The organism is Paraflavitalea speifideaquila, assembly GCF_032395985.1.
Classification (GTDB): Bacteria; Bacteroidota; Bacteroidia; order Chitinophagales; family Chitinophagaceae; genus Paraflavitalea; species Paraflavitalea speifideaquila.
In genome coordinates, this window is sequence record NZ_CP135920.1 from 1,222,894 (window position 1) to 1,240,617 (window position 17,724).

The 17,724-nt window shown below is 45.6% G+C and carries 28 protein-coding genes and 3 pseudogenes; 20 read left to right on the top strand and 11 right to left on the bottom strand.

Annotated features, from left to right (window positions below):
- Nucleotides 1-178: 178 nt before the first annotated feature.
- A complete protein-coding gene (pckA, locus tag RS881_RS08615; protein ID WP_315820700.1) occupies nucleotides 179-1,783 on the bottom strand; it encodes a phosphoenolpyruvate carboxykinase (ATP) in 1,605 nt (534 codons plus the stop codon).
- A 219-nt stretch (nucleotides 1,784-2,002) separates the two neighbouring features.
- Here pckA and RS881_RS08620 point away from each other — a divergent pair, with 219 nt between their 5' ends.
- The 11 genes from RS881_RS08620 to RS881_RS08670 all read left to right on the top strand — a co-directional run bounded on the left by RS881_RS08620 (nucleotide 2,003) and on the right by RS881_RS08670 (nucleotide 8,815).
- Nucleotides 2,003-2,275, top strand: coding sequence for a hypothetical protein (locus tag RS881_RS08620; RefSeq protein WP_315820701.1), 273 nt, complete (start codon nucleotides 2,003-2,005; stop codon nucleotides 2,273-2,275).
- A gap of 100 nt (nucleotides 2,276-2,375) precedes the next feature.
- Nucleotides 2,376-3,560 carry an aminopeptidase P family protein gene (locus tag RS881_RS08625; protein ID WP_315820702.1) on the top strand — a complete coding sequence of 395 codons (1,185 nt, stop codon included), beginning with the start codon at nucleotides 2,376-2,378 and terminating at the stop codon, nucleotides 3,558-3,560.
- 128 nt (nucleotides 3,561-3,688) lie between these two features.
- Nucleotides 3,689-3,946 (top strand): CDP-alcohol phosphatidyltransferase family protein, encoded by a 258-nt coding sequence (locus tag RS881_RS08630; RefSeq protein WP_315820703.1) that lies wholly within the window; start codon nucleotides 3,689-3,691, stop codon nucleotides 3,944-3,946.
- Complete coding sequence (locus RS881_RS08635) at nucleotides 3,913-4,452, top strand: CDP-alcohol phosphatidyltransferase family protein (protein ID WP_315820704.1); 540 nt, start codon at nucleotides 3,913-3,915, stop codon at nucleotides 4,450-4,452. Before RS881_RS08630 ends, RS881_RS08635 begins: the two co-directional genes overlap by 34 nt.
- Nucleotides 4,449-4,676: a phosphoribosylformylglycinamidine synthase subunit PurS gene (locus RS881_RS08640; RefSeq protein ID WP_315820705.1), complete on the top strand. Its 228-nt coding sequence runs from the start codon at nucleotides 4,449-4,451 to the stop codon at nucleotides 4,674-4,676. Before RS881_RS08635 ends, RS881_RS08640 begins: the two co-directional genes overlap by 4 nt.
- 147 nt (nucleotides 4,677-4,823) lie before the next feature.
- Nucleotides 4,824-5,108 (top strand): SAM-dependent methyltransferase, encoded by a 285-nt coding sequence (locus tag RS881_RS08645; protein WP_315820706.1) that lies wholly within the window; start codon nucleotides 4,824-4,826, stop codon nucleotides 5,106-5,108.
- A 167-nt stretch (nucleotides 5,109-5,275) separates the two neighbouring features.
- Nucleotides 5,276-5,488 carry a hypothetical protein gene (locus tag RS881_RS08650; protein ID WP_315820707.1) on the top strand — a complete coding sequence of 71 codons (213 nt, stop codon included), beginning with the start codon at nucleotides 5,276-5,278 and terminating at the stop codon, nucleotides 5,486-5,488.
- A gap of 86 nt (nucleotides 5,489-5,574) precedes the next feature.
- The gene (locus RS881_RS08655; RefSeq protein WP_315820708.1) at nucleotides 5,575-6,024 is read left to right on the top strand and encodes a PepSY-like domain-containing protein; all 450 of its coding nucleotides are present in this window, start codon (nucleotides 5,575-5,577) and stop codon (nucleotides 6,022-6,024) included.
- Between the two features lie 229 nt (nucleotides 6,025-6,253).
- A complete protein-coding gene (locus RS881_RS08660) occupies nucleotides 6,254-6,970 on the top strand; it encodes a gluzincin family metallopeptidase (RefSeq protein WP_315820709.1) in 717 nt (238 codons plus the stop codon).
- Between the two features lie 35 nt (nucleotides 6,971-7,005).
- A complete protein-coding gene (locus tag RS881_RS08665) occupies nucleotides 7,006-8,247 on the top strand; it encodes a M1 family aminopeptidase (RefSeq protein ID WP_315820710.1) in 1,242 nt (413 codons plus the stop codon).
- 151 nt (nucleotides 8,248-8,398) lie between these two features.
- The gene (locus tag RS881_RS08670; RefSeq protein WP_315820711.1) at nucleotides 8,399-8,815 is read left to right on the top strand and encodes a DUF1801 domain-containing protein; all 417 of its coding nucleotides are present in this window, start codon (nucleotides 8,399-8,401) and stop codon (nucleotides 8,813-8,815) included.
- A gap of 388 nt (nucleotides 8,816-9,203) precedes the next feature.
- On the opposite strand, the gene RS881_RS08675 is transcribed toward RS881_RS08670, so the two are convergent.
- The 6 genes and pseudogenes from RS881_RS08675 to RS881_RS08705 all read right to left on the bottom strand — a co-directional run.
- Nucleotides 9,204-9,470, bottom strand: coding sequence for a response regulator transcription factor (locus tag RS881_RS08675; protein ID WP_315820712.1), 267 nt, complete (start codon nucleotides 9,468-9,470; stop codon nucleotides 9,204-9,206).
- Nucleotides 9,467-9,847, bottom strand: a complete 381-nt coding sequence (locus RS881_RS08680) for a response regulator (protein ID WP_315820713.1) — start codon at nucleotides 9,845-9,847, stop codon at nucleotides 9,467-9,469. Before RS881_RS08680 ends, RS881_RS08675 begins: the two co-directional genes overlap by 4 nt.
- Nucleotides 9,848-10,006: 159 nt before the next feature.
- Nucleotides 10,007-10,656 (bottom strand): annotated as a pseudogene (gene rsmG / locus RS881_RS59180) (16S rRNA (guanine(527)-N(7))-methyltransferase RsmG).
- Nucleotides 10,626-11,063: a glycosyltransferase family 2 protein gene (locus tag RS881_RS08695; protein WP_315820716.1), complete on the bottom strand. Its 438-nt coding sequence runs from the start codon at nucleotides 11,061-11,063 to the stop codon at nucleotides 10,626-10,628. Before RS881_RS08695 ends, rsmG begins: the two are co-directional and overlap by 31 nt.
- A complete protein-coding gene (locus RS881_RS08700; protein ID WP_315820717.1) occupies nucleotides 11,060-11,380 on the bottom strand; it encodes a glycosyltransferase in 321 nt (106 codons plus the stop codon). The genes RS881_RS08695 and RS881_RS08700 overlap by 4 nt, the downstream gene beginning before the upstream one ends.
- A 119-nt stretch (nucleotides 11,381-11,499) precedes the next feature.
- Nucleotides 11,500-11,727 (bottom strand): annotated as a pseudogene (locus RS881_RS08705) (glycosyltransferase); the annotation flags it as partial.
- A 237-nt stretch (nucleotides 11,728-11,964) separates the two neighbouring features.
- Here RS881_RS08705 and tgt point away from each other — a divergent pair.
- Nucleotides 11,965-13,102, top strand: a pseudogene (gene tgt / locus RS881_RS08710) (tRNA guanosine(34) transglycosylase Tgt).
- Nucleotides 13,103-13,209: 107 nt separating this feature from the next.
- Here the strand turns inward: tgt and RS881_RS08715 are convergent.
- Nucleotides 13,210-13,527, bottom strand: coding sequence for a carboxylesterase family protein (locus RS881_RS08715; RefSeq protein ID WP_315820718.1), 318 nt, complete (start codon nucleotides 13,525-13,527; stop codon nucleotides 13,210-13,212).
- A 294-nt stretch (nucleotides 13,528-13,821) separates the two neighbouring features.
- Complete coding sequence (locus tag RS881_RS08720; protein ID WP_315820719.1) at nucleotides 13,822-13,965, bottom strand: hypothetical protein; 144 nt, start codon at nucleotides 13,963-13,965, stop codon at nucleotides 13,822-13,824.
- Between the two features lie 165 nt (nucleotides 13,966-14,130).
- Here RS881_RS08720 and RS881_RS08725 point away from each other — a divergent pair, with 165 nt between their 5' ends.
- From RS881_RS08725 to RS881_RS59185, 8 genes are all read left to right on the top strand, one after another.
- Nucleotides 14,131-14,334 carry a hypothetical protein gene (locus tag RS881_RS08725; protein WP_315820720.1) on the top strand — a complete coding sequence of 68 codons (204 nt, stop codon included), beginning with the start codon at nucleotides 14,131-14,133 and terminating at the stop codon, nucleotides 14,332-14,334.
- A gap of 174 nt (nucleotides 14,335-14,508) precedes the next feature.
- Entirely contained in the window at nucleotides 14,509-14,688 is a 180-nt protein-coding gene (locus tag RS881_RS08730) for a hypothetical protein (protein ID WP_315820721.1), read from the top strand.
- Nucleotides 14,676-14,903 carry a hypothetical protein gene (locus RS881_RS08735; RefSeq protein WP_315820722.1) on the top strand — a complete coding sequence of 76 codons (228 nt, stop codon included), beginning with the start codon at nucleotides 14,676-14,678 and terminating at the stop codon, nucleotides 14,901-14,903. Before RS881_RS08730 ends, RS881_RS08735 begins: the two co-directional genes overlap by 13 nt.
- Before the next feature lie 8 nt (nucleotides 14,904-14,911).
- Entirely contained in the window at nucleotides 14,912-15,226 is a 315-nt protein-coding gene (locus tag RS881_RS08740) for an LptF/LptG family permease (RefSeq protein ID WP_315824405.1), read from the top strand.
- A gap of 321 nt (nucleotides 15,227-15,547) precedes the next feature.
- Nucleotides 15,548-15,838, top strand: coding sequence for a hypothetical protein (locus tag RS881_RS08745; protein ID WP_315820723.1), 291 nt, complete (start codon nucleotides 15,548-15,550; stop codon nucleotides 15,836-15,838).
- A complete protein-coding gene (locus RS881_RS08750) occupies nucleotides 15,825-16,073 on the top strand; it encodes a citrate/2-methylcitrate synthase (RefSeq protein ID WP_315820724.1) in 249 nt (82 codons plus the stop codon). The genes RS881_RS08745 and RS881_RS08750 overlap by 14 nt, the downstream gene beginning before the upstream one ends.
- A complete protein-coding gene (locus RS881_RS08755) occupies nucleotides 16,064-16,702 on the top strand; it encodes a citrate/2-methylcitrate synthase (protein ID WP_350340101.1) in 639 nt (212 codons plus the stop codon). The genes RS881_RS08750 and RS881_RS08755 overlap by 10 nt, the downstream gene beginning before the upstream one ends.
- The gene (locus tag RS881_RS59185; protein ID WP_350340102.1) at nucleotides 16,696-16,956 is read left to right on the top strand and encodes a hypothetical protein; all 261 of its coding nucleotides are present in this window, start codon (nucleotides 16,696-16,698) and stop codon (nucleotides 16,954-16,956) included. Before RS881_RS08755 ends, RS881_RS59185 begins: the two co-directional genes overlap by 7 nt.
- Nucleotides 16,957-17,022: 66 nt before the next feature.
- Here RS881_RS59185 and RS881_RS08760 read toward each other — a convergent pair whose 3' ends face one another.
- Nucleotides 17,023-17,259 carry a LytTR family transcriptional regulator DNA-binding domain-containing protein gene (locus RS881_RS08760; RefSeq protein WP_315820725.1) on the bottom strand — a complete coding sequence of 79 codons (237 nt, stop codon included), beginning with the start codon at nucleotides 17,257-17,259 and terminating at the stop codon, nucleotides 17,023-17,025.
- Between the two features lie 48 nt (nucleotides 17,260-17,307).
- Nucleotides 17,308-17,529, bottom strand: coding sequence for a hypothetical protein (locus RS881_RS08765; RefSeq protein WP_315820726.1), 222 nt, complete (start codon nucleotides 17,527-17,529; stop codon nucleotides 17,308-17,310).
- Nucleotides 17,530-17,724: the final 195 nt, after the last annotated feature.

The following is a 17,724-nucleotide window of genomic DNA, read 5'->3' on the forward strand; positions in this document are numbered from 1 at the left end:
GATACGCAGGCAAAGTTTGGTGAAATTCTTCAAACGATATCATAAAGTTGCATAAAAAAACTCTATCCGGTTGATGGGATAGAGTTCTTATAGCAAAAATCGTTTGAGGCCAGGCTAAAACCCGTCAGTACTCGTTTCGTTTGGCAGGGATTAGCAAAGTGTTATAGAAAGACACCTGTTAAATGACAGGCGCTGCTTCCAGGATTTCAGCTTGTACGCCGGCAGCATATTTTTCAAAGTTCTTGATAAACTGCTGTGCCAGGTTACAGGCTGCTGTATCGTAAGCGTTTTTGTCGGCCCAGGTATTCCGGGGATTCAATAGTTCGGCAGGTACCTGGGGGCAGCTTTGGGGCACCGCCATACCAAATATGGGGTGGTTGCTGTATTCCACCTGGTTCAGGTCGCCTTCCAGGGCTGCGGTGATCATAGCGCGGGTATACGCCAGTTTCATACGGTTGCCGGTGCCATAAGCGCCGCCTGTCCAGCCGGTATTGATCATCCACACTTTCACTTCATGCTTACGCAACTTTTCGCCCAGCATAGCGGCATACCTGCCCGGGTGCAGGGGTAGGAAAGGAGCGCCAAAGCAAGCGCTGAAGGTCGACTTGGGTTCGGTTACACCCGCTTCTGTACCTGCTACCTTGGCCGTATAACCCGAAATGAACTGGTACATGGCCTGGGCCGGGGTAAGCCTGGAAATAGGAGGCAGTACCCCATAGGCGTCGCAGGTCAGGAAAAAGATATTGGCGGGTATATTACCTACCGAAGGTTCTTGTGCATTGCTGATGAAATCCAATGGGTAGGATACCCTGGTATTTTCAGTAATAGTCTTATCCGAAAAATTGATCCGGGTGGTGCCGGGATGGAACAGGGTATTTTCTACCAGGGCGCCGGGACGGATGGCATGGTAGATCTCGGGTTCTTTTTCTTCACTCAGGTCAATACATTTAGCGTAGCAACCACCTTCAAAATTGAAGATGCCGTTATTGGTCCAGCCATGCTCATCATCACCGATCAGCAAACGTTGCGGATCGGCGCTCAAGGTGGTTTTACCAGTACCACTTAGGCCAAAGAATAAAGCGGTATCGCCATCCTTGCCCATATTGGCCGAACAGTGCATGCTCAATACCCCTTTTTCCTGGGGTAGGATATAATTCAAAATGGTAAAGATGCCTTTCTTGGTTTCGCCGGTATAACCAGAACCTGCAATCAGGATGGTGCGGTGTTTAAAGCTGATCACGGAAGCATTGTGTTGACGGGTACCACACTCGGTAGGGTCCAACTTTAAGCCGGGGGCCGACAGAATATGCCAGTCGGGGGCAAAGGTTTCCAATTGTTCCTCTGTAGGACGCAGGAACATATTATACGCAAAGAGATTGATGGCCGGCTGTTCATTCACTACCCTGATATTGGTACGGTAACGGGGATCGGCGCAGGCATACCCGTCGCGTACCCACAGTTCCTCCTTGGTGTTGAGGTATTCCACGATCTTCTTGTGGATGATGTGGAAGTACTTCTCTTCCAGGGGTAGGTTAAACTCATTCCAATGTACTGTATTGGCTGTTATTTCATCCTTCACCGTGAACTTGTCCTTGGGGCTGCGGCCGGTAAACTCACCGGTGCGGATAACCAGGGCGCCGGTATCATTTAATACACCTTCCTTCACACGGAGGGTATCTTGTACCAGTTCTTCAGGGGTCAACTGATAATGCAGCGTGAGGTTCTGTCGGAACCCAAGACGGGTCATTTGATCAATGGGCATAGAGATGGTTGGTAATGACATAACAAGCGACTTTATAGATTAGGCGGTAAAGGTAGAATTTAATAAAATCTAATGCAAAGCCCCAAAAGGCTCAAAAATTGAATATCATTCAATAGGATAACGCATTCATTGATGATTATATCGCTAACAAATGTTAGTTTTTATATATGTTCAACAATAAGCTGGTTTCACTGAATCATTCCTAAAAAGAGGAATTTTTAGTTAAAACTTATCAACCCATTGACCGTTTTTGACCTGCTGGCAGATTGGCTTGATGGAGATCAAGGCAACGGGGGAATCAGACAAAAAGGCAAGGAGGCAACGAGGCAACAAGGCAACGAGGGCGGGGTAAACGGTCAGACCCCAAACTTTCCTCCCGATAGCTATCGGGGCTTCCGGGCTTTCGGACTTTCAGTCTTCCCGTCTTCCGGACTTCCCGACTTCCAGCCTCCGGTTTTAAAAAACACTGGAATTCACCCGTTTATCCGTTCATTGGTTATTTTTACCTCATGAAATACTTGCCGCTTGATCCAACCATCTTTGTACAAAACCGGAAGCGCTTTGCCAACAGGATGGAAAAAACAGTATTGCCATCTTTAATAGCAACGACGAATTGCCTGCCAATGGCGATGCTACTTACACATTTAAACAGAATGCCGACCTGTACTGGCTTTGTGGAATAGATCAGGAAGAAAGTATGGTGATCCTTTTCCCCGACAATCCCGACCCGGCTTTCAGGGAAGTGCTGGTTTTGGTACGCCCTAATGAGTTGAAGGAAAAATGGGATGGAAAAAGGCTAAGGGCCGAAGAAGGCCGGAAAATATCGGGTATATCCACAGTGATCTGGCTGGATAGCCTGGAAGGCATCTTACAACCCTGGATACACCTGGCCGATAATATTTACCTCAATAGTAATGAGAATGACCGCAAGGCCAACCTGGTGGCAGTACGCGATTACCGCTATGCCGAGGCCATGAAGCAACGATATCCCCTGCACCAATATAAACGCAGCGCCCGGATCATGAAGGACCTGCGGGCTGTTAAAACACCCCAGGAAGTAGTTGTTTTGCAACAGGCCATGGACATAACACACAACGCTTTTTTACGTTTATTAAAGGTTGTGAAGCCTGGGGTGATGGAATATGAAATTGAAGCGGAAATTATCCATAGTTTCATTTCCCAAAGAGCTACCAGGCCGTCGTACAACAGTATTGTAGCCAGTGGCGATCGGGCCCGCACGCTGCATTATGTTGAAAATAACCAGGCTTGCCTGGATGGAGAATTGATCTTAATGGATTTTGGCGCTGAATATGGTGGTTATTGTGCCGATCTTACCCGAACAATACCCGTGAATGGGAAGTTTTCTAAAAGGCAAAAAGAAGTATATAACGGCTGCCTGCACCTGCACAATTATGCCAAAAGCATTTTGAAACCAGGTATTACCATCGCCACTTATACCGACAAGGTAGGAGCGGAAGCCAATAAAGTATTTCTGAAACTGGGATTGCTAAGTAAGGGTGATCTGAAGAATGCAGACAAGAATAACCAGGCATACCGAAAATACTTGTATCATGGTATATCCCATCACCTGGGTATTGATGTGCATGACCTGGGCACGCGTACCGAACCGGTAACGGCCGGTATGGTATTTACCATTGAACCGGGTATTTATATTGAGGAAGAACAAATGGGCATCCGGATAGAGAACAATGTGTGGTTGACCAAAACCGGTAATAAAGACCTGATGGCTAAAATACCGATCACGGTGGAAGAGATAGAAGCAATAATGAAGAAATAAATAACCAATTTGCTAATGTGTTAATATGCTAATTTTAAAATTTGAAAATGGAATAGAATAGCGCTAGGCAGAGGCATTTTCAAATTATCACATTTTCAAATTCTCAAATTTCCCAACACTCCAATTAAATGAAACAGATCCCTAATCTTTTTACGTTACTGAATTTATTTTTTGGTTGCTGTGCTATTGTATTCACTCTTCAAAATGGTATTGACCATGCTATTGATGAACAGGGCGAATACTTTGTCCGGTTTCCCGAACAGCTGGCCCTGGCTTCCATATTCATTGGTTTGAGTGCAGTGGTTGATTTTCTGGATGGTTTTGTAGCCCGGCTTTTCAAGGCTACTTCGAAATGGGTAAACAACTGGATTCACTGGCCGATGTAGTAAGTTTTGGTGTAGCGCCTGGTTTGATATTGTACCAATTCCTGCGCCTTTCTTATGCCCAGCAACCCGATGGTTTGGATATCAGCATTGGCTGGATACTGCCTGCTTTTATTGTACCCTGTGCGGCAGCCTATCGCCTGGCCAAGTTTAATATCGATACCAGTCAGCAATATGGCTTTAAAGGCGTGCCTACCCCGGCAGCCGGTTTGTTGATAGCCTCCCTGCCTTTGATTTATTTCTATGGTAACCAATCATCTGTTAACCTATTACTCGCCAATAAATGGGTATTATATGCCATTATTGTAATAGTTAGTTACCTGATGGTGAGTAATATTCCTTTACTGGCTTTAAAATTCAAAGACTTTTCACTGAAAAGCAATCTGCCCAAAATTATTTTGCTGCTGGGAGCCGTATTGGGTGCCATTTTATTGAAGTGGCTGGCGGTTCCAGTCGTATTTATTCTCTATATCATTGTATCTTTGGCCTTCAAAAATAAAACCACATGACGTATAATGTTCAGGTTACCGTAATGCCGCTGAAAGAATTACTGGATCCACAAGGAAAAGCCGTGATGGGCGGATTACAAAACCTGGGATTGAATAAAGTGCAGGATGTTCGTGTTGGAAAAACATCACTTTGCAGGTTGAGGCCAATACGCCCGAAGAAGCCAAAAAGATTGCTGAAGAAGCATCTAAAAACTACTGGCCAACCCGGTAATGGAATACTTTGAAGTATCTGTTAATTAGCGAATGTGATAATTTGACAATTTGAAAATGGAAGACCTGGAAGAAGTGCTGCCAAAACAGCAAGTTGCTGGTGGGAAGCCCATTGAAAGTAAAGCATTTTCAAATTTCCTCATTCTCAAATTATCAAATTAATGCTCTATATCGTTCCCACACCCATCGGCAACCTGCAGGATATAACCCTGCGTGCATTGGAGGTGTTGAAGAAGGTTGACCTGATACTGGCTGAGGATACACGTACTACCATTAAATTATTGAATCATTACCAGGTGATACGGCCTTTATCGCCCTTTCACCAGCATAATGAGCACTTGGTTTTGCAGCACCTGGTAAACCAGTTGATGGAAGGCAAAACCATCGCCCTGGTATCTGATGCCGGTACCCCGGTATTTCGGATCCTGGTTTTTATTGGTACGTGAATGTGTGAAGGTTGGCGTGAAGGTAGAGTGCCTGCCCGGCGCTACAGCCTTTGTTCCGGCCCTGGTGAACAGTGGATTGCCCGCCAACCGTTTTGTCTTTGAAGGTTTCCTGCCCCAGAAAAAGGCAGGCAAACCATGTTTAAAAACTGGCCGAAGAAGAACGTACCATGGTCTTCTATGAGTCGCCTCACCGGTTGGTGAAAACCCTGGAGGATATGATCCAGTATTTTGGTGCAGAACGCTTGTGCAGTGTAAGCCGGGAGTTGACCAAGCTCTATGAAGAGAATGCCCGTGGCACCCTACAGGAAGTATGTGAACACTTTAAGCAGAAAGAAGTAAAAGGCGAAATAGTAATGGTCGTTGCTGGATATGAGTCGTAAATGCCGGCTGCCCGTTCCAGGATTTAAGTTTTCCTTACCACAGCCAGGATTGATATTTGTATAACCATCCTAAAATATAGTTCTGTATGAAAAGAATAATCCCCTCACTGTTAATCGTATTGTCTTTGGTATTGACCAATAACGTATTAGCACAAGTACGCAGTGTGCCAGCCAGCGTTACCGAAGCCTTCAAGAGTAAATACCCTTCGGCTTCCAATGTAGCATGGAAAGATAAATTATCCGGATTTGTAGCGGCATTTGATCATGATGGTCACCACTATGAAGCCCGTTTCAACAATAAAGCAGTATGGCAGTATACCGAAGAAGCAGTTGGTGAAAGCGGCTTGCCGGCAGATGTAAAAGATGGATTCAATAAAAGCAAATGGGCCGAATGGAAGGTGGGAGGTGTTACCAAGATCGACCTGCCCGACAATAAAACCCAATACCGGGTACTGGCTGTAAAAAGCGACCTGCAAAAAAAGAACCTGCTATTTAATAGCGAAGGCAGGCTGCTGAAAGAGAATATTACCTTATAATCCATCGAGACCGGAACACGGAAAGTTGAAGGTCCGGAAGAAAGACAGGCAGGTAAGCCGTTTTCTTCCGGGCTTTTTTATTGCCGTTCATAAGTGTTATTTTACCGGAAACAAGCTTTCGGACTTTCCGTCTTTCGGTCTTTGCAGACTTTTCCTACTTTTCCCTACCTTCCCGCTTTAGATTTAAGAACAAAAACCGAGGAAATCAATGAGAAAACACATGCTTGTAATGGCTGGTCTGCTTGCAGTAACGGCAGCAGTAGCACAGCCTGATCGCTGGCAGCAGCGGGTGAAATATGCTATGGACATCAACATGGATGTAAATACCAACCGCTTTACCGGTAAGCAAAAACTGGAGTATACCAACAATTCTCCCGATACGCTGACCAAAGTATATTATCACCTCTACTGGAATGCCTTTCAGCCCAATAGCATGATGGATGCCCGTAGCCAGGCGCTGGGAAAAATAAAAACCAATAGAGGCCCCGATTGGGATGGCCGGGTAAGAGATCGTATTGCCAACCTGCAGCCTGATGAAATTGGTTACCAGAAGATCTTGTCCCTTAAACTGAATGGCGTAGCCCAGCCTTATACCGTGGAAGAAACCATCCTGGAAGTAAAGCTCACCAAACCTATCCTGCCCAAATCCACAGTTACCTTCGATATGGATTTTGAAGCCCAGGTGCCTTTACAAGTGCGCCGCAGTGGAAGAGACAATCCGCAAACCGGTGTACGTTTATCCATGAGCCAATGGTATCCCAAATTGTGTGAGTATGATTATGAAGGCTGGCATCCCACTCCCTATATCGCCAGGGAATTTTATGGCGTATGGGGCGATTTTGAAGTGAAGATCACCATTGATAAAAACTACCTGATCGGTGGAACAGGCTACCTGCAAAACCCCAATCAGATAGGATATGGTTATGAAACCCCGGTGCTAAAGTAACCCGGCCTGCCGGTGATAAACTAACCTGGCATTTTGTGGCGCCCAATGTGCACGATTTCATGTGGGCTGCTGATCCTGAGTATGCGCATATCTCCCGCAATATGGTGAATGGCCCGGTGATCCATGTGATCTACAACAGAGATGAAGCCATGTTGAGGAAGCAGTTTGATGCCATGACTGATGTGAACAAGCGTCGTTATGAAAACGATGTCAATAAATATTTCGCCAGTTATGACGATCAGTGGAAGCGGGTGGCCGATGCAGCCGTAACCGTATTACCCTTTATTGAAAAGAAGTTTGGCCCTTATCCGTACAAGCAGTACACTTTTATCCATGGTGGCGATGGTGGTATGGAATATCCCATGGGTACCCTTATTGTAAGTGCCAGCCTGGGCACCGCCTTCCACGAGTGGATGCATACCTGGTACCAAATGCTGCTGGGCACCAATGAATCAGAATACGCCTGGATGGATGAAGGCTTTACCAGCTATGCCGAAGCATTAGTGACAGAATACTACCAGGCCGTGACCAAAAACCAGGTAACTCAATCGGAAATAGGTACCGGTCCACGTAAACCACAATTGGTAGATTCCCTTACCCACAGCAATACCTTCCTCGGAAAGGAAAGCCCTCACAAAGGTGCCTATCAGGGCTATTTCGCACTTGTAAAGAGTGGCCTGGAAGAACCCCTTACTACCCATGCCGATCATTTTGAAACCAATTTTGCCTATAGCATTGCCTCCTATTCAAAAGGTGAAATATTCATGGAGCAGCTGGGATACATTGTAGGGGCTGACGTACGGGATAAAATACTGTTGGAGTATTATCGTCAATGGCGGTTTAAGCACCCCAATGTAAATGACCTGATCCGGGTGGCTGAAAAGGTAAGTGATATGAAACTGGATTGGTACCGGGAGTATTTTGTGAATACCACCAAGACGATTGATTATGGTATTGACAGCTTATGGGAAGAAGGTGGTAAAACAAAGATCCGCTTGAAACGCATTGGCAAAATGCCCATGCCCATCGATGTATTGTTGGGATATAAAGATGGCACCAGGGAAATCGTCAATATTCCTATGTACCTGATGTTTGGTACTAAGAAGCAAGAAGACGCTTCCTTGCCTTACTCTACACGTGAAGCCTGGAAATGGACGCATACAACTTATACTTTTGAAGTGAACCACCGCTTGAGCGATCTGAAGTTGTTGGAAATTGACCCCTCACAAAGGATGGCCGATGTGGAGAGGCTCAATAATAAGCTGGAGATACCCTAATCTCTTTGAGCATCGAATATTTTAATAAAGGTGAGTCACCCTGCTGCCAGGCATAGCAGCGCGGCAGGGTGGCCCACCTTTCTTTTTCGATCGAAGTATATCATTTGTTTAAGTGCACAACAAATGGTAGCTTATATAAATTTCAATACACATGGCAAAGACTAAAACTACTGCTACCGGCAAAAGTGTAAAGGAGTTTATCACTGCTGTTGACAATGAAACGAAGCGGGATGAAAGCTTCCAACTCATTGAAATTTTCAAGACACTTACTGGTGTTGAACCCTATATGTGGGGACCTACCATCGTTGGTTTTGACAATTATCATTATAAATATGAAAGTGGGCATGAAGGAGATGCACCCTTGGCAGCTTTCTCACCCAGGAAAGATGCATTTGTAATTTACCTGGCCCCCACCTTTGAAGGGAAGGATGAATTGTTACAACAACTGGGTAAACATAAAATGGGTAAAGGTTGCCTGTATGTAAAAAAGCTCATGGATATAGATATAGAAGTGTTGAAGAAAGTGATCGTACAATCGATGAAGGACACCAGGAAATTATATCCTTAGTTGATTTCAATAACAGCAATGTATACAATGAAAAACCGTCTTACTGGAATCAGTAGACGGTTTTTACTAATGATAAGGTGGGTTGGTTAATGTCTGTTTGATCAGCCTAAGCGGAGTGACAGAAAAAAATTGGATAAGGTATAATGGCTAACGTTATTAGACTTGTGCGACCCGGAGCAAAGGTAGAAGGAGCGGTGAGTGAAATCAATACCACTTTGTGGTAGTTTTTAGTCCACAAAACTGGTGACCATTATCAACTGGTAAGGGCTGCTGACCAGTTGGCTGGCTGCTATTCTTTGCGGGGCAATCAGGTATTTCAGTAGCATATAAAACGGCCTTGGTAATCATCGCTATAGGTATGACTGCCAAAGCCGTTTAGATCTATCTGTTAACGTCCAAAGTATTTGTTGATGGCTTCTACCCGGTTGTTCACATGCAGCTTCTCATAAATATGGTATACGTGCTTGCGAACTGTTTCCTGACTGATGAAGAGGCTGGCGGCTATTTCTTTGTACAACATGCCTTTAGCCAGCAGTTCCAGTATTTCTTTTTCCCGGTTTGACAGTACGCTGAGGGTAGAGGGTTCAGCGCCTTTTTCGTGTGGTTTACTGTGTTGAAAAGCGCTTACTACTTTCCGGGCGATCTGGCTGCTCATGGGAGCACCGCCTTCTTGTAATTCCCGGATGGCTTCCAATAGCTTATGGGGGCTGTTTTCTTCAGAATGTATCCACTGGCGCCGGCTGTTAATGCTTCAAATATCTTTTCATCATCTTCATATACGGTACACATCATGAAAAGAATGTCGGCAAATTCGGCTTTCAGGTGCCGCACACAATCAATACCACTTTCTCCTTCACCCAGGTTAATATCCATTAATACTATTTCGGGTTTCAGCAAAGGGATCTGTTGCAAGGCTTCTTCCGCAGAACCAAAACTTCCCAATAACTGGTACCCGTCAGACATGAGGATGATTTGTTCCAATGCTGAGCGGATATCCTTATTATCGTCAACTATGCAAATGCTAATATCCATAACACAAAGTTCAGGGTTTTGGTGAAACAGGGAATACCACTTTGTGGTAGTTTTTAATAAGTAGGGGATGCCTTATACAGTCGGCGAATGTTGTGCATAAGTATACCTAAATGGGGAATAGCCTGTACAGCCACTTATAAAACAGTGTGATGGTCCATGTTAAATGTGGGGAACAAAGAGTAGGTACTTCTCTTTGAAATATTCTTCAGGGAATATTTCAAACATCTCTAAAACGGTTGGTTTGCAACCGCTTTCGGCTATTTCAGCAGCCAAATCACCACCTTTCAGGCATATTAAGCCGGGGTTACGGTGGGGCGTGGCGGAAGGCTTTTTCAACAATGGTTTCGACCATTGCCAAAGGTCTTTAAGCGGGGCTACAGCCCTGGATATGACAAAGTCGAACTTACGGTTCTTAATATCTTCAATACGGCTATGTTGAGCAGTTACATGCTGCAGGCCAAGGGCCTCACTAACGGCCTGTACCACTTTGATCTTTTACCAATACTATCCACCAGGTGAAAACGTACTTCGGGGTAAAAAATGGCCAGCGGAATGCCGGGAAATCCTCCGCCTGTACCCAGGTCAACTACCTCAGTGCCAGGCGTCCATTCAAAAGCTGCCGCAATACTAAGGGAATGCAATACATGTTTCTCATACAAGCTTTCCATATCCTTGCGGGATATGACATTGATCTTGCTGTTCCACTCTGTATACAATTCATCCAATGCTCCAAACTTGTCCAGTTGAGCAGGAGTAAAATCACCAAAGTATTTGGTGATCAATGCCAGTTTTTCTTGGGCTTTTTCCATAATGCCGGCGCAAAGATGCAATAATAAATGAACATCCAGATATCCAATAACCACCACCAGGCAAAAAGGTCTTTCTCGTTCAGCTTATTCATGACCTTATTATAGATAATGGCTTGACTGATACTGCGTACCAGGAAGATACCCAGGCTGATGCGCCAATCAAAGAATATGGCACTGAGGATGAGCAATGGGTAAAATAGAAAATGGGTCAAGGAATACAGGCCCAATAGAAAGCGATGTACAGGTTTATAAAACTTACCGGTGGTGAAATGACGATTCTTTTGCCGCCACCAGTCGCTAAAGGTTTTCTTGGGCGTAGAAAGCGTAATAGCGTCCTGGTCGATCATAATGGCCGTATTGTCCTTATTGGCCACCCGGTTGATGAACAGGTCATCATCACCACTCAATACATGGTTAATGGAGGAAAACCCTTTATTGGCAAAAATAACCCTTTCTTGTACGATAGGTTACGGCCTACACCCATATAAGGCATGCCAGCCAGTGCAAAAGACAAATACTGTAAAGCCGCATGGAAGGTTTCAAAACGGATCAGTTTATTCAACAGTCCTGGTAGCTTATGGTAAGCGCCATAGCCCAGTACCACCGCTGTTCCTTCTCCATACGCATCCTGCATTTTCTGAATCCAGCTTTCAGAGGCCGGCACACAATCGGCATCCGTAAGCAGGATGACTTCATGGTGCGCTTCTTTGATACCGATTGACAAGGGGTATTTTTTTCCTGGAATGCCCTTGGCTTCCTGCTCCAGGTTGACAATATGCAGGTTCTTAAACGTTTTTTGAATTCTTCCAGCAAGTAACGGGTTTCGTCCTGGCTATTGTGGTTTACAACGATTACTTCATGTGTAGTAGGGTAGGTTTGAACCAGTACGCCCGGGAGGTTCCTGGCCAGGTTGCCCGCTTCATCACGGGCACAAATAATAACACTCACAGGGTGTTGCTGTGATTGTATCTTGTCGGATGGCTTAAACCAGGCCAACCGCTGAAAAAGATCCAGTAATAAAGTAATTGAATTAAGGCTACAAGGCAAAACACATAAAATAATACCTGCCACCAGTCAATTAATGACAAAAAGGCCATACATACAATTTAGGGTCAAATGCGAACAAAGTACAAAAATAGGTGACTAACAGGTAGAAAGCCTGATAATCATTTCACAGGTGGGGAAAAACAGCCAGCTACGAGCTTTGGACGGCGAGCTGTTTTGTGGCGGGTAACAGCCGGCCCGGCTGTTGGCTCAGGGCTCGTAGCTCGCCGCTCGAAGCTTGTTTTTCTTATCTTGCGCCCCATTATGGCTGTTTTACAATTTGAACTGGAGGTTACCGATCAGCTGTCCAAAGCACGGGCAGGAACCATTACAACGGATCATGGACAGATACAAACGCCCATATTTATGCCCGTGGGTACAGCTGGTAGTGTAAAAGCGGTATCACAGCAACAATTAAAGGAGGATGTACAAGCCCGGATCATCCTGGGCAATACCTATCACTTGTACCTGCGCCCCGGCCTGGACGTATTGGAAAATGCGGGTGGTTTACACCGTTTCAATGGCTGGGACAGGCCCATCTTGACCGATAGTGGCGGCTACCAGGTCTTTTCATTGGCCGCCAGCCGTAAGATCACCGAAGAAGGGGTACTTTTCCAATCGCATATCGATGGTTCCCGGCACTTGTTTACTCCGGAAAGTGTAATGGATATCCAGCGTACCATTGGCGCCGATATCATCATGGCCTTTGATGAATGTCCTCCTTATCCCAGCGAATACAGCTATGCTAAAAATCAATGGAGCTTACCCACCGTTGGCTCGATCGCTGTTTTGATCATTTCAACAATACGCCCGATAAGTATGGCTATACGCAAAACCTCTTCCCCATCATACAGGGAAGCACCTTTACCGATCTGCGTAAAGCTTCCAGCGAATACATCGCTTCTAAAAATGCAGCCGGTAATGCCATTGGTGGACTTAGTGTAGGAGAACCTGATAATATGATGTATGAGTTCACCGAATCGTGCTGCGACCTGTTGCCCGTACACAAGCCCCGTTACCTCATGGGCGTGGGCACTCCCTGGAATATCCTGGAATGTATTGCCCTGGGAGTAGATATGTTTGATTGTGTAATGCCTACCCGCAATGGGCGCAATGCCATGTTGTTTACTTCCAAAGGCGTGATCAATATCGACAATAAGAAATGGGAAAAAGATAATTCCCCCTGGATGATGGGATTGATTGTACCCTTAGTAATTATTACTCCAAGGCTTATTTACGCCATTTAATGAAAGCCAAAGAAATATTGGGCCTTACCATTGCCAGTGTGCACAACCTGGCTTTTTACCTGTGGTTGGTAAAGGAAGCGCGTAAACACATTCAGGCTGGCGACTTCATCAGTTGGAAGAACGAACAAGTGCAGATACTTCAACAAAGACTGTAGTTAATGTGGTAATTTGAAAATTTGAAAATGTGCTAATGGGCGTTTGCGTGGCTATGCCTGCGAAGCATTTTCAAATTCTCAAATTTTCAAATTAGCACATTTAGGAATTATCTTTTCTGCTTAAAAAGCCATGATAACAGTTCGGGTTCTTTAAATGCATTGTCCCAACTGTTATGGCCTACGCCAGGGTATTCGGAATAGGTAACCTTTGCTTTGGCTGCCCACAGGGCATTGACCATTAAGCGCGAGTTGGCGGGTACTACCACATTGTCCTGATCGCCATGGAAAACCCAGATGGGAAATTTCCTGGCATATATTTTTACCTGGGCAGGGTCGCCACCGCCACAAATGGGGAAGGCGGCAGCAAAAGCCAGGTTTGCGCCACAACAATTCAAAGGTGCCCATGCCTCCCATAGACAGTCCACCGATATAGATCTTTTTCTTAATGACCAGGGGAGCCATAGAATCCATAAGCTGACTTACCAGCCCCAGGCTTTTGCCGATGGGTCTGTCGGAAGGGAAGTATAGCCCATTGAGGGAATCTTTGCGGTTGGGGTCGCGGTCGATCCTGGCCCAGAAATCGTTTTTAGCACATTGGGGAAATACAACAATAGCAGGATAGTCCTTTCTGTTGGCAGGATCGGTAAACAGGGTAGCGCCATGCGTTAATTGGGCTTCATTGTCACTGCCTCTTTCTCCCGCCCCATGCAGCAGCAGGATCAGGGGTATTTTTGGGCAGGATCGTAGTCCAGTGGGTATAAGATGCGGTAACGTAAAGTATCGTTGTTGCGGATAAACTCCTTCTTTTCATAGAGGCTCTTATCCTGGGCCAGGGCAACGGCTGTTACATACAGCAGAAGCAAGGTTAAGGTGGTTTTTAGCATAGCGCTAAAGATACAACTTTAGGCCCTGCAGCCCATGGCCCTAATTATGTTATAAGATTGTGCATTTTAGGGCCTAACGCTGGAGAACTGATCATTTTTACGCTACATTTGCCAGCATTCCGGCAGGGCATTTTGCGCACTATTATGAAAATACTTGATTGGTACATATTAAAGAAATTCATTACCACTACCTTGTTCATTGCTTTGATCTTCTCCCTGATCTCGGTAGTGATCGATACCAGTGAAAAAGCGGATGATTTTGTGAAGTCGGGTCTTTCTACCTACCAGATCATCATGAAATATTATATTGGTTTTGTACCCTTTATCTTATCCATGATCTTCCCCTGATGGTATTCATTGCCGTGATCTTCTTCACCTCCAAAATGGCCGGCCGTTCCGAAATTGTGGCCATCCTGGCTGGGGCGTACGTTTTAACCGCATGTTGCGTCCTTATATGATGGGCGCCTTATTGTTGGGCGGTTTTTCTGGTATGCTACCCAATACCTGATCCCCAAGGCCAATGTGATCTATGGCAACTTCCAGGCTACCTATATCGACAGCAAAAGTTCCTACGAACAGGGTGAAAATGCCAAGAAGTCGAGGAACTATTATATCCGCATCGATGCCAACACCTTTGCCGGCCTGCGTAATTACGATACAGGTTCCAAAGCCGCTACCAATGGGTTTTTATGGACCGGTTGAAAGGCAATGAAGTGGTATATAACCTGCGGGCCGAAACCGTTAAGTGGGATACGGCCAAAAAGTCCTGGAAGCTGGAAAATGCCGTGGAAAGGAAAATTGACGGGATGAAAGAAACCGTTACCATGATCCCTGTTATGGACATCAAGCTCAATGTTAAACCCAATGAGATCAAGCCCGATAAATACCTGAAAGATAAAATGACCACCCCGAACTGAAACGTTTTATCAAAGCGGAGGAGACCAGGGGTACCGAGGGCTTAAATGATTTTAAAGTGGCCCGCTACCGGCGCGATGCTACTCCCGTATCAGTATTGATCCTCACTTTAATAGGCGTTTCTGTAGCCTCGCGCAAAACACGTGGCGGCAGTGGCCTCCACCTGGCCACAGGCATTATTACCGCTGCTATATTTGTGGTCATGGATAAATTCTCCCTTACTTTTTCTACCAAGGGCAATTTCCCTCCCTTACTAGCCGCCTGGATGCCCAATATCTTATTTGGTACCATTGCCATCTGGTTATACCGCACGGCACCTAAATAAAGTCTGAAATCCGAGGTCGGAAAATCCGCAAGACCGAAAGTCGGAAAGAAAGATCTATCCTCGATGCCTCGTTGCCTTAGTGCTTCGATGCCTCCTCATACTGTTGGCAAGAGGAAATAATCAAGCGATTAGGATAAGATTAGAATAAAATAAATTATTGCATCCTTTTATTAAAAGCCTATTAATTTGCCGGTTTTATTGCTGTTTCCGTCAACACCCTTGAATTAATTTTGTTCTATTGAACGAGTTTGATTTAACTTTAGCGGCCAAGGAACCAACACCTGTAAATACTTCGTTTTTTATATATAATCTTGTTGCATCATGGGCATTCTCAAAGAAAGGTTTAAAGCAAAAGCAGATATCGCAGCAGTAGAAATTAAGGACCTGCTGAAGGAACATGGCACCAAAAAGATCGGTGAAGTACAATTGTCACAGGTGTACCAGGGTATGCGTGGTATTACCGGCCTCGTTAGTGAAACCTCTTTACTGGATTCACAGGAAGGTATCCGGTTCCGCGGTTATTCCATTCCCGAACTACAGGAAAAACTGCCCAAGGCAAAGGTGGCAGTGAGCCCCTGCCCGAAGGACTTTTTACCTGATGCTTATTGGTGAACTACCTACTGAAGATGATGTAGCCCATATCAGTTCTATCTGGCAAAGGCGCTCGCATGTGCCCAACCATGTATTTGACGCTATTGATGCCCTGCCCGTAACAGCGCATCCCATGACCATGTTTGTAACAGGTATCATGGCCCTGCAAACAGAAAGCAATTTTGCCAAACGTTATGCCGAAGGCATCAATAAAAAGATTACTGGGAGCCGGTTTTTGATGATGCGATGGACTTGATCGCCCGCCTGCCCCGTGTAGCCGCTTATATCTATCGCCGGAAGTATAAAAATAACCAGCATATCCATCCCAATGGCTTGCTCGACTGGGCAGGTAACCTGGCCCATATGCTGGGATTTGAAGATGAGAGCTTTAAGGAATTGATGCGTTTGTACATGACCATCCATGCCGATCATGAAGGCGGTAACGTATCGGCCCATACTACCCACCTGGTAGGCTCGGCCTTGAGCGATCCTTACCTTAGCCTGGCGGCTGGTATGAATGGCCTGGCAGGCCCCTTACACGGCCTGGCTAACCAGGAAGTGATCAAATGGATCTTTGAAATGCGGGAACAACTGAAAACAGAAACACCTTCCCGCGCACAAATAGGTGAATACGTAAAGAAAACCCTGGGCGAAGGAAAAGTAGTACCGGGTTATGGTCATGCCGTATTGCGTAAGACCGATCCCCGCTTCACCGCTCAAATGGAATTTGGTAAAAAGCATATGCCTGAAGATCCATTGGTGCAAACCGTATGGAATATTTATGAGGAAGTGCCTCCCATCCTCCAGTCGATGGGAAAGATCAAAAACCCTGGCCCAATGTTGATGCCCACAGCGGCGCCCTGCTGGTTCATTATGGCATGGTAGAATATGAGTTTTATACCGTACTGTTCGGTGTAAGCCGTGCATTGGGTGTATTGGCCAGCCTTATCTGGGACCGCGCCCTCGCATTCCCCATCGAAAGGCCCAAATCAGTAACCACGGCCCTGGTGAAAAATGGCTCAACGGTGAAGATGAGATCTGGGGGATTAGGCAAAATTGATCAGGTAACTCCTTACTATATTGTAAACGGCTATCATGCGATAGCCGTTTTTTATGTGGTGGGTTTTTCAAAGCTATGATTTGTCAACAGGCATTGATGCGCCAATGATGCAGGAATATAGGTTTACGGCGTTTGGATACCTCGATCAATTCACCATTCCGCAATTCAATTTTACCCCCTCTCCCTCAATATAACGCAGGATGAATTGTTTGTTGACCAGGTGCGTACGGTGTGGTCTTATAAAATCATTGACAGCCAGTTCTTCTTCAAAACGTTTGAGTACTTTGGCCACCACCAGCGTTCGCCCCGTGGTGAAGAACAGCTTGCTGTAATTGCTGATGGCTTGTATGCGAATGATGGAAGCCGTATCTACAACGGCCATTCCAAGATGGTCGGGCAACAAAATAAGGCTGCTGCCGGCAATTGTTTTTCAGGCATATAATAAAGTTTTTGCTGGCTGGTTAGGTTGAGCAGTTGTTCTAGCGGTAGGGGTAGACAACCAGGCTTGCTGCTGCTGCTTGCCTTCCTGTAGCTGCTCCTCAATGTGTTGAATACGGCGGTGAAAGAACCACCATACCAGCATGGCCAATGACAGGCATACCAGGATCACCACTAAATAATTTCGATGTAGCCAACGCTTATTAGCTGCCATGCCGGCTTTTAAGGCAATATCGGGCTGATGACGTCTTTTCCCATATAACTCTTGGGTATAAAGCAGGGACAGGGAGGGGACATTTTGGGGACAGCATAGTCCGGAAGTTGGCAAAGTCAGCAAAGTCCGTTGTTTATTGTACTAAAGCCTTTTCTTCCTGTCTTTCCGACTTTCGGACTTCCCGACTTTCGGTCT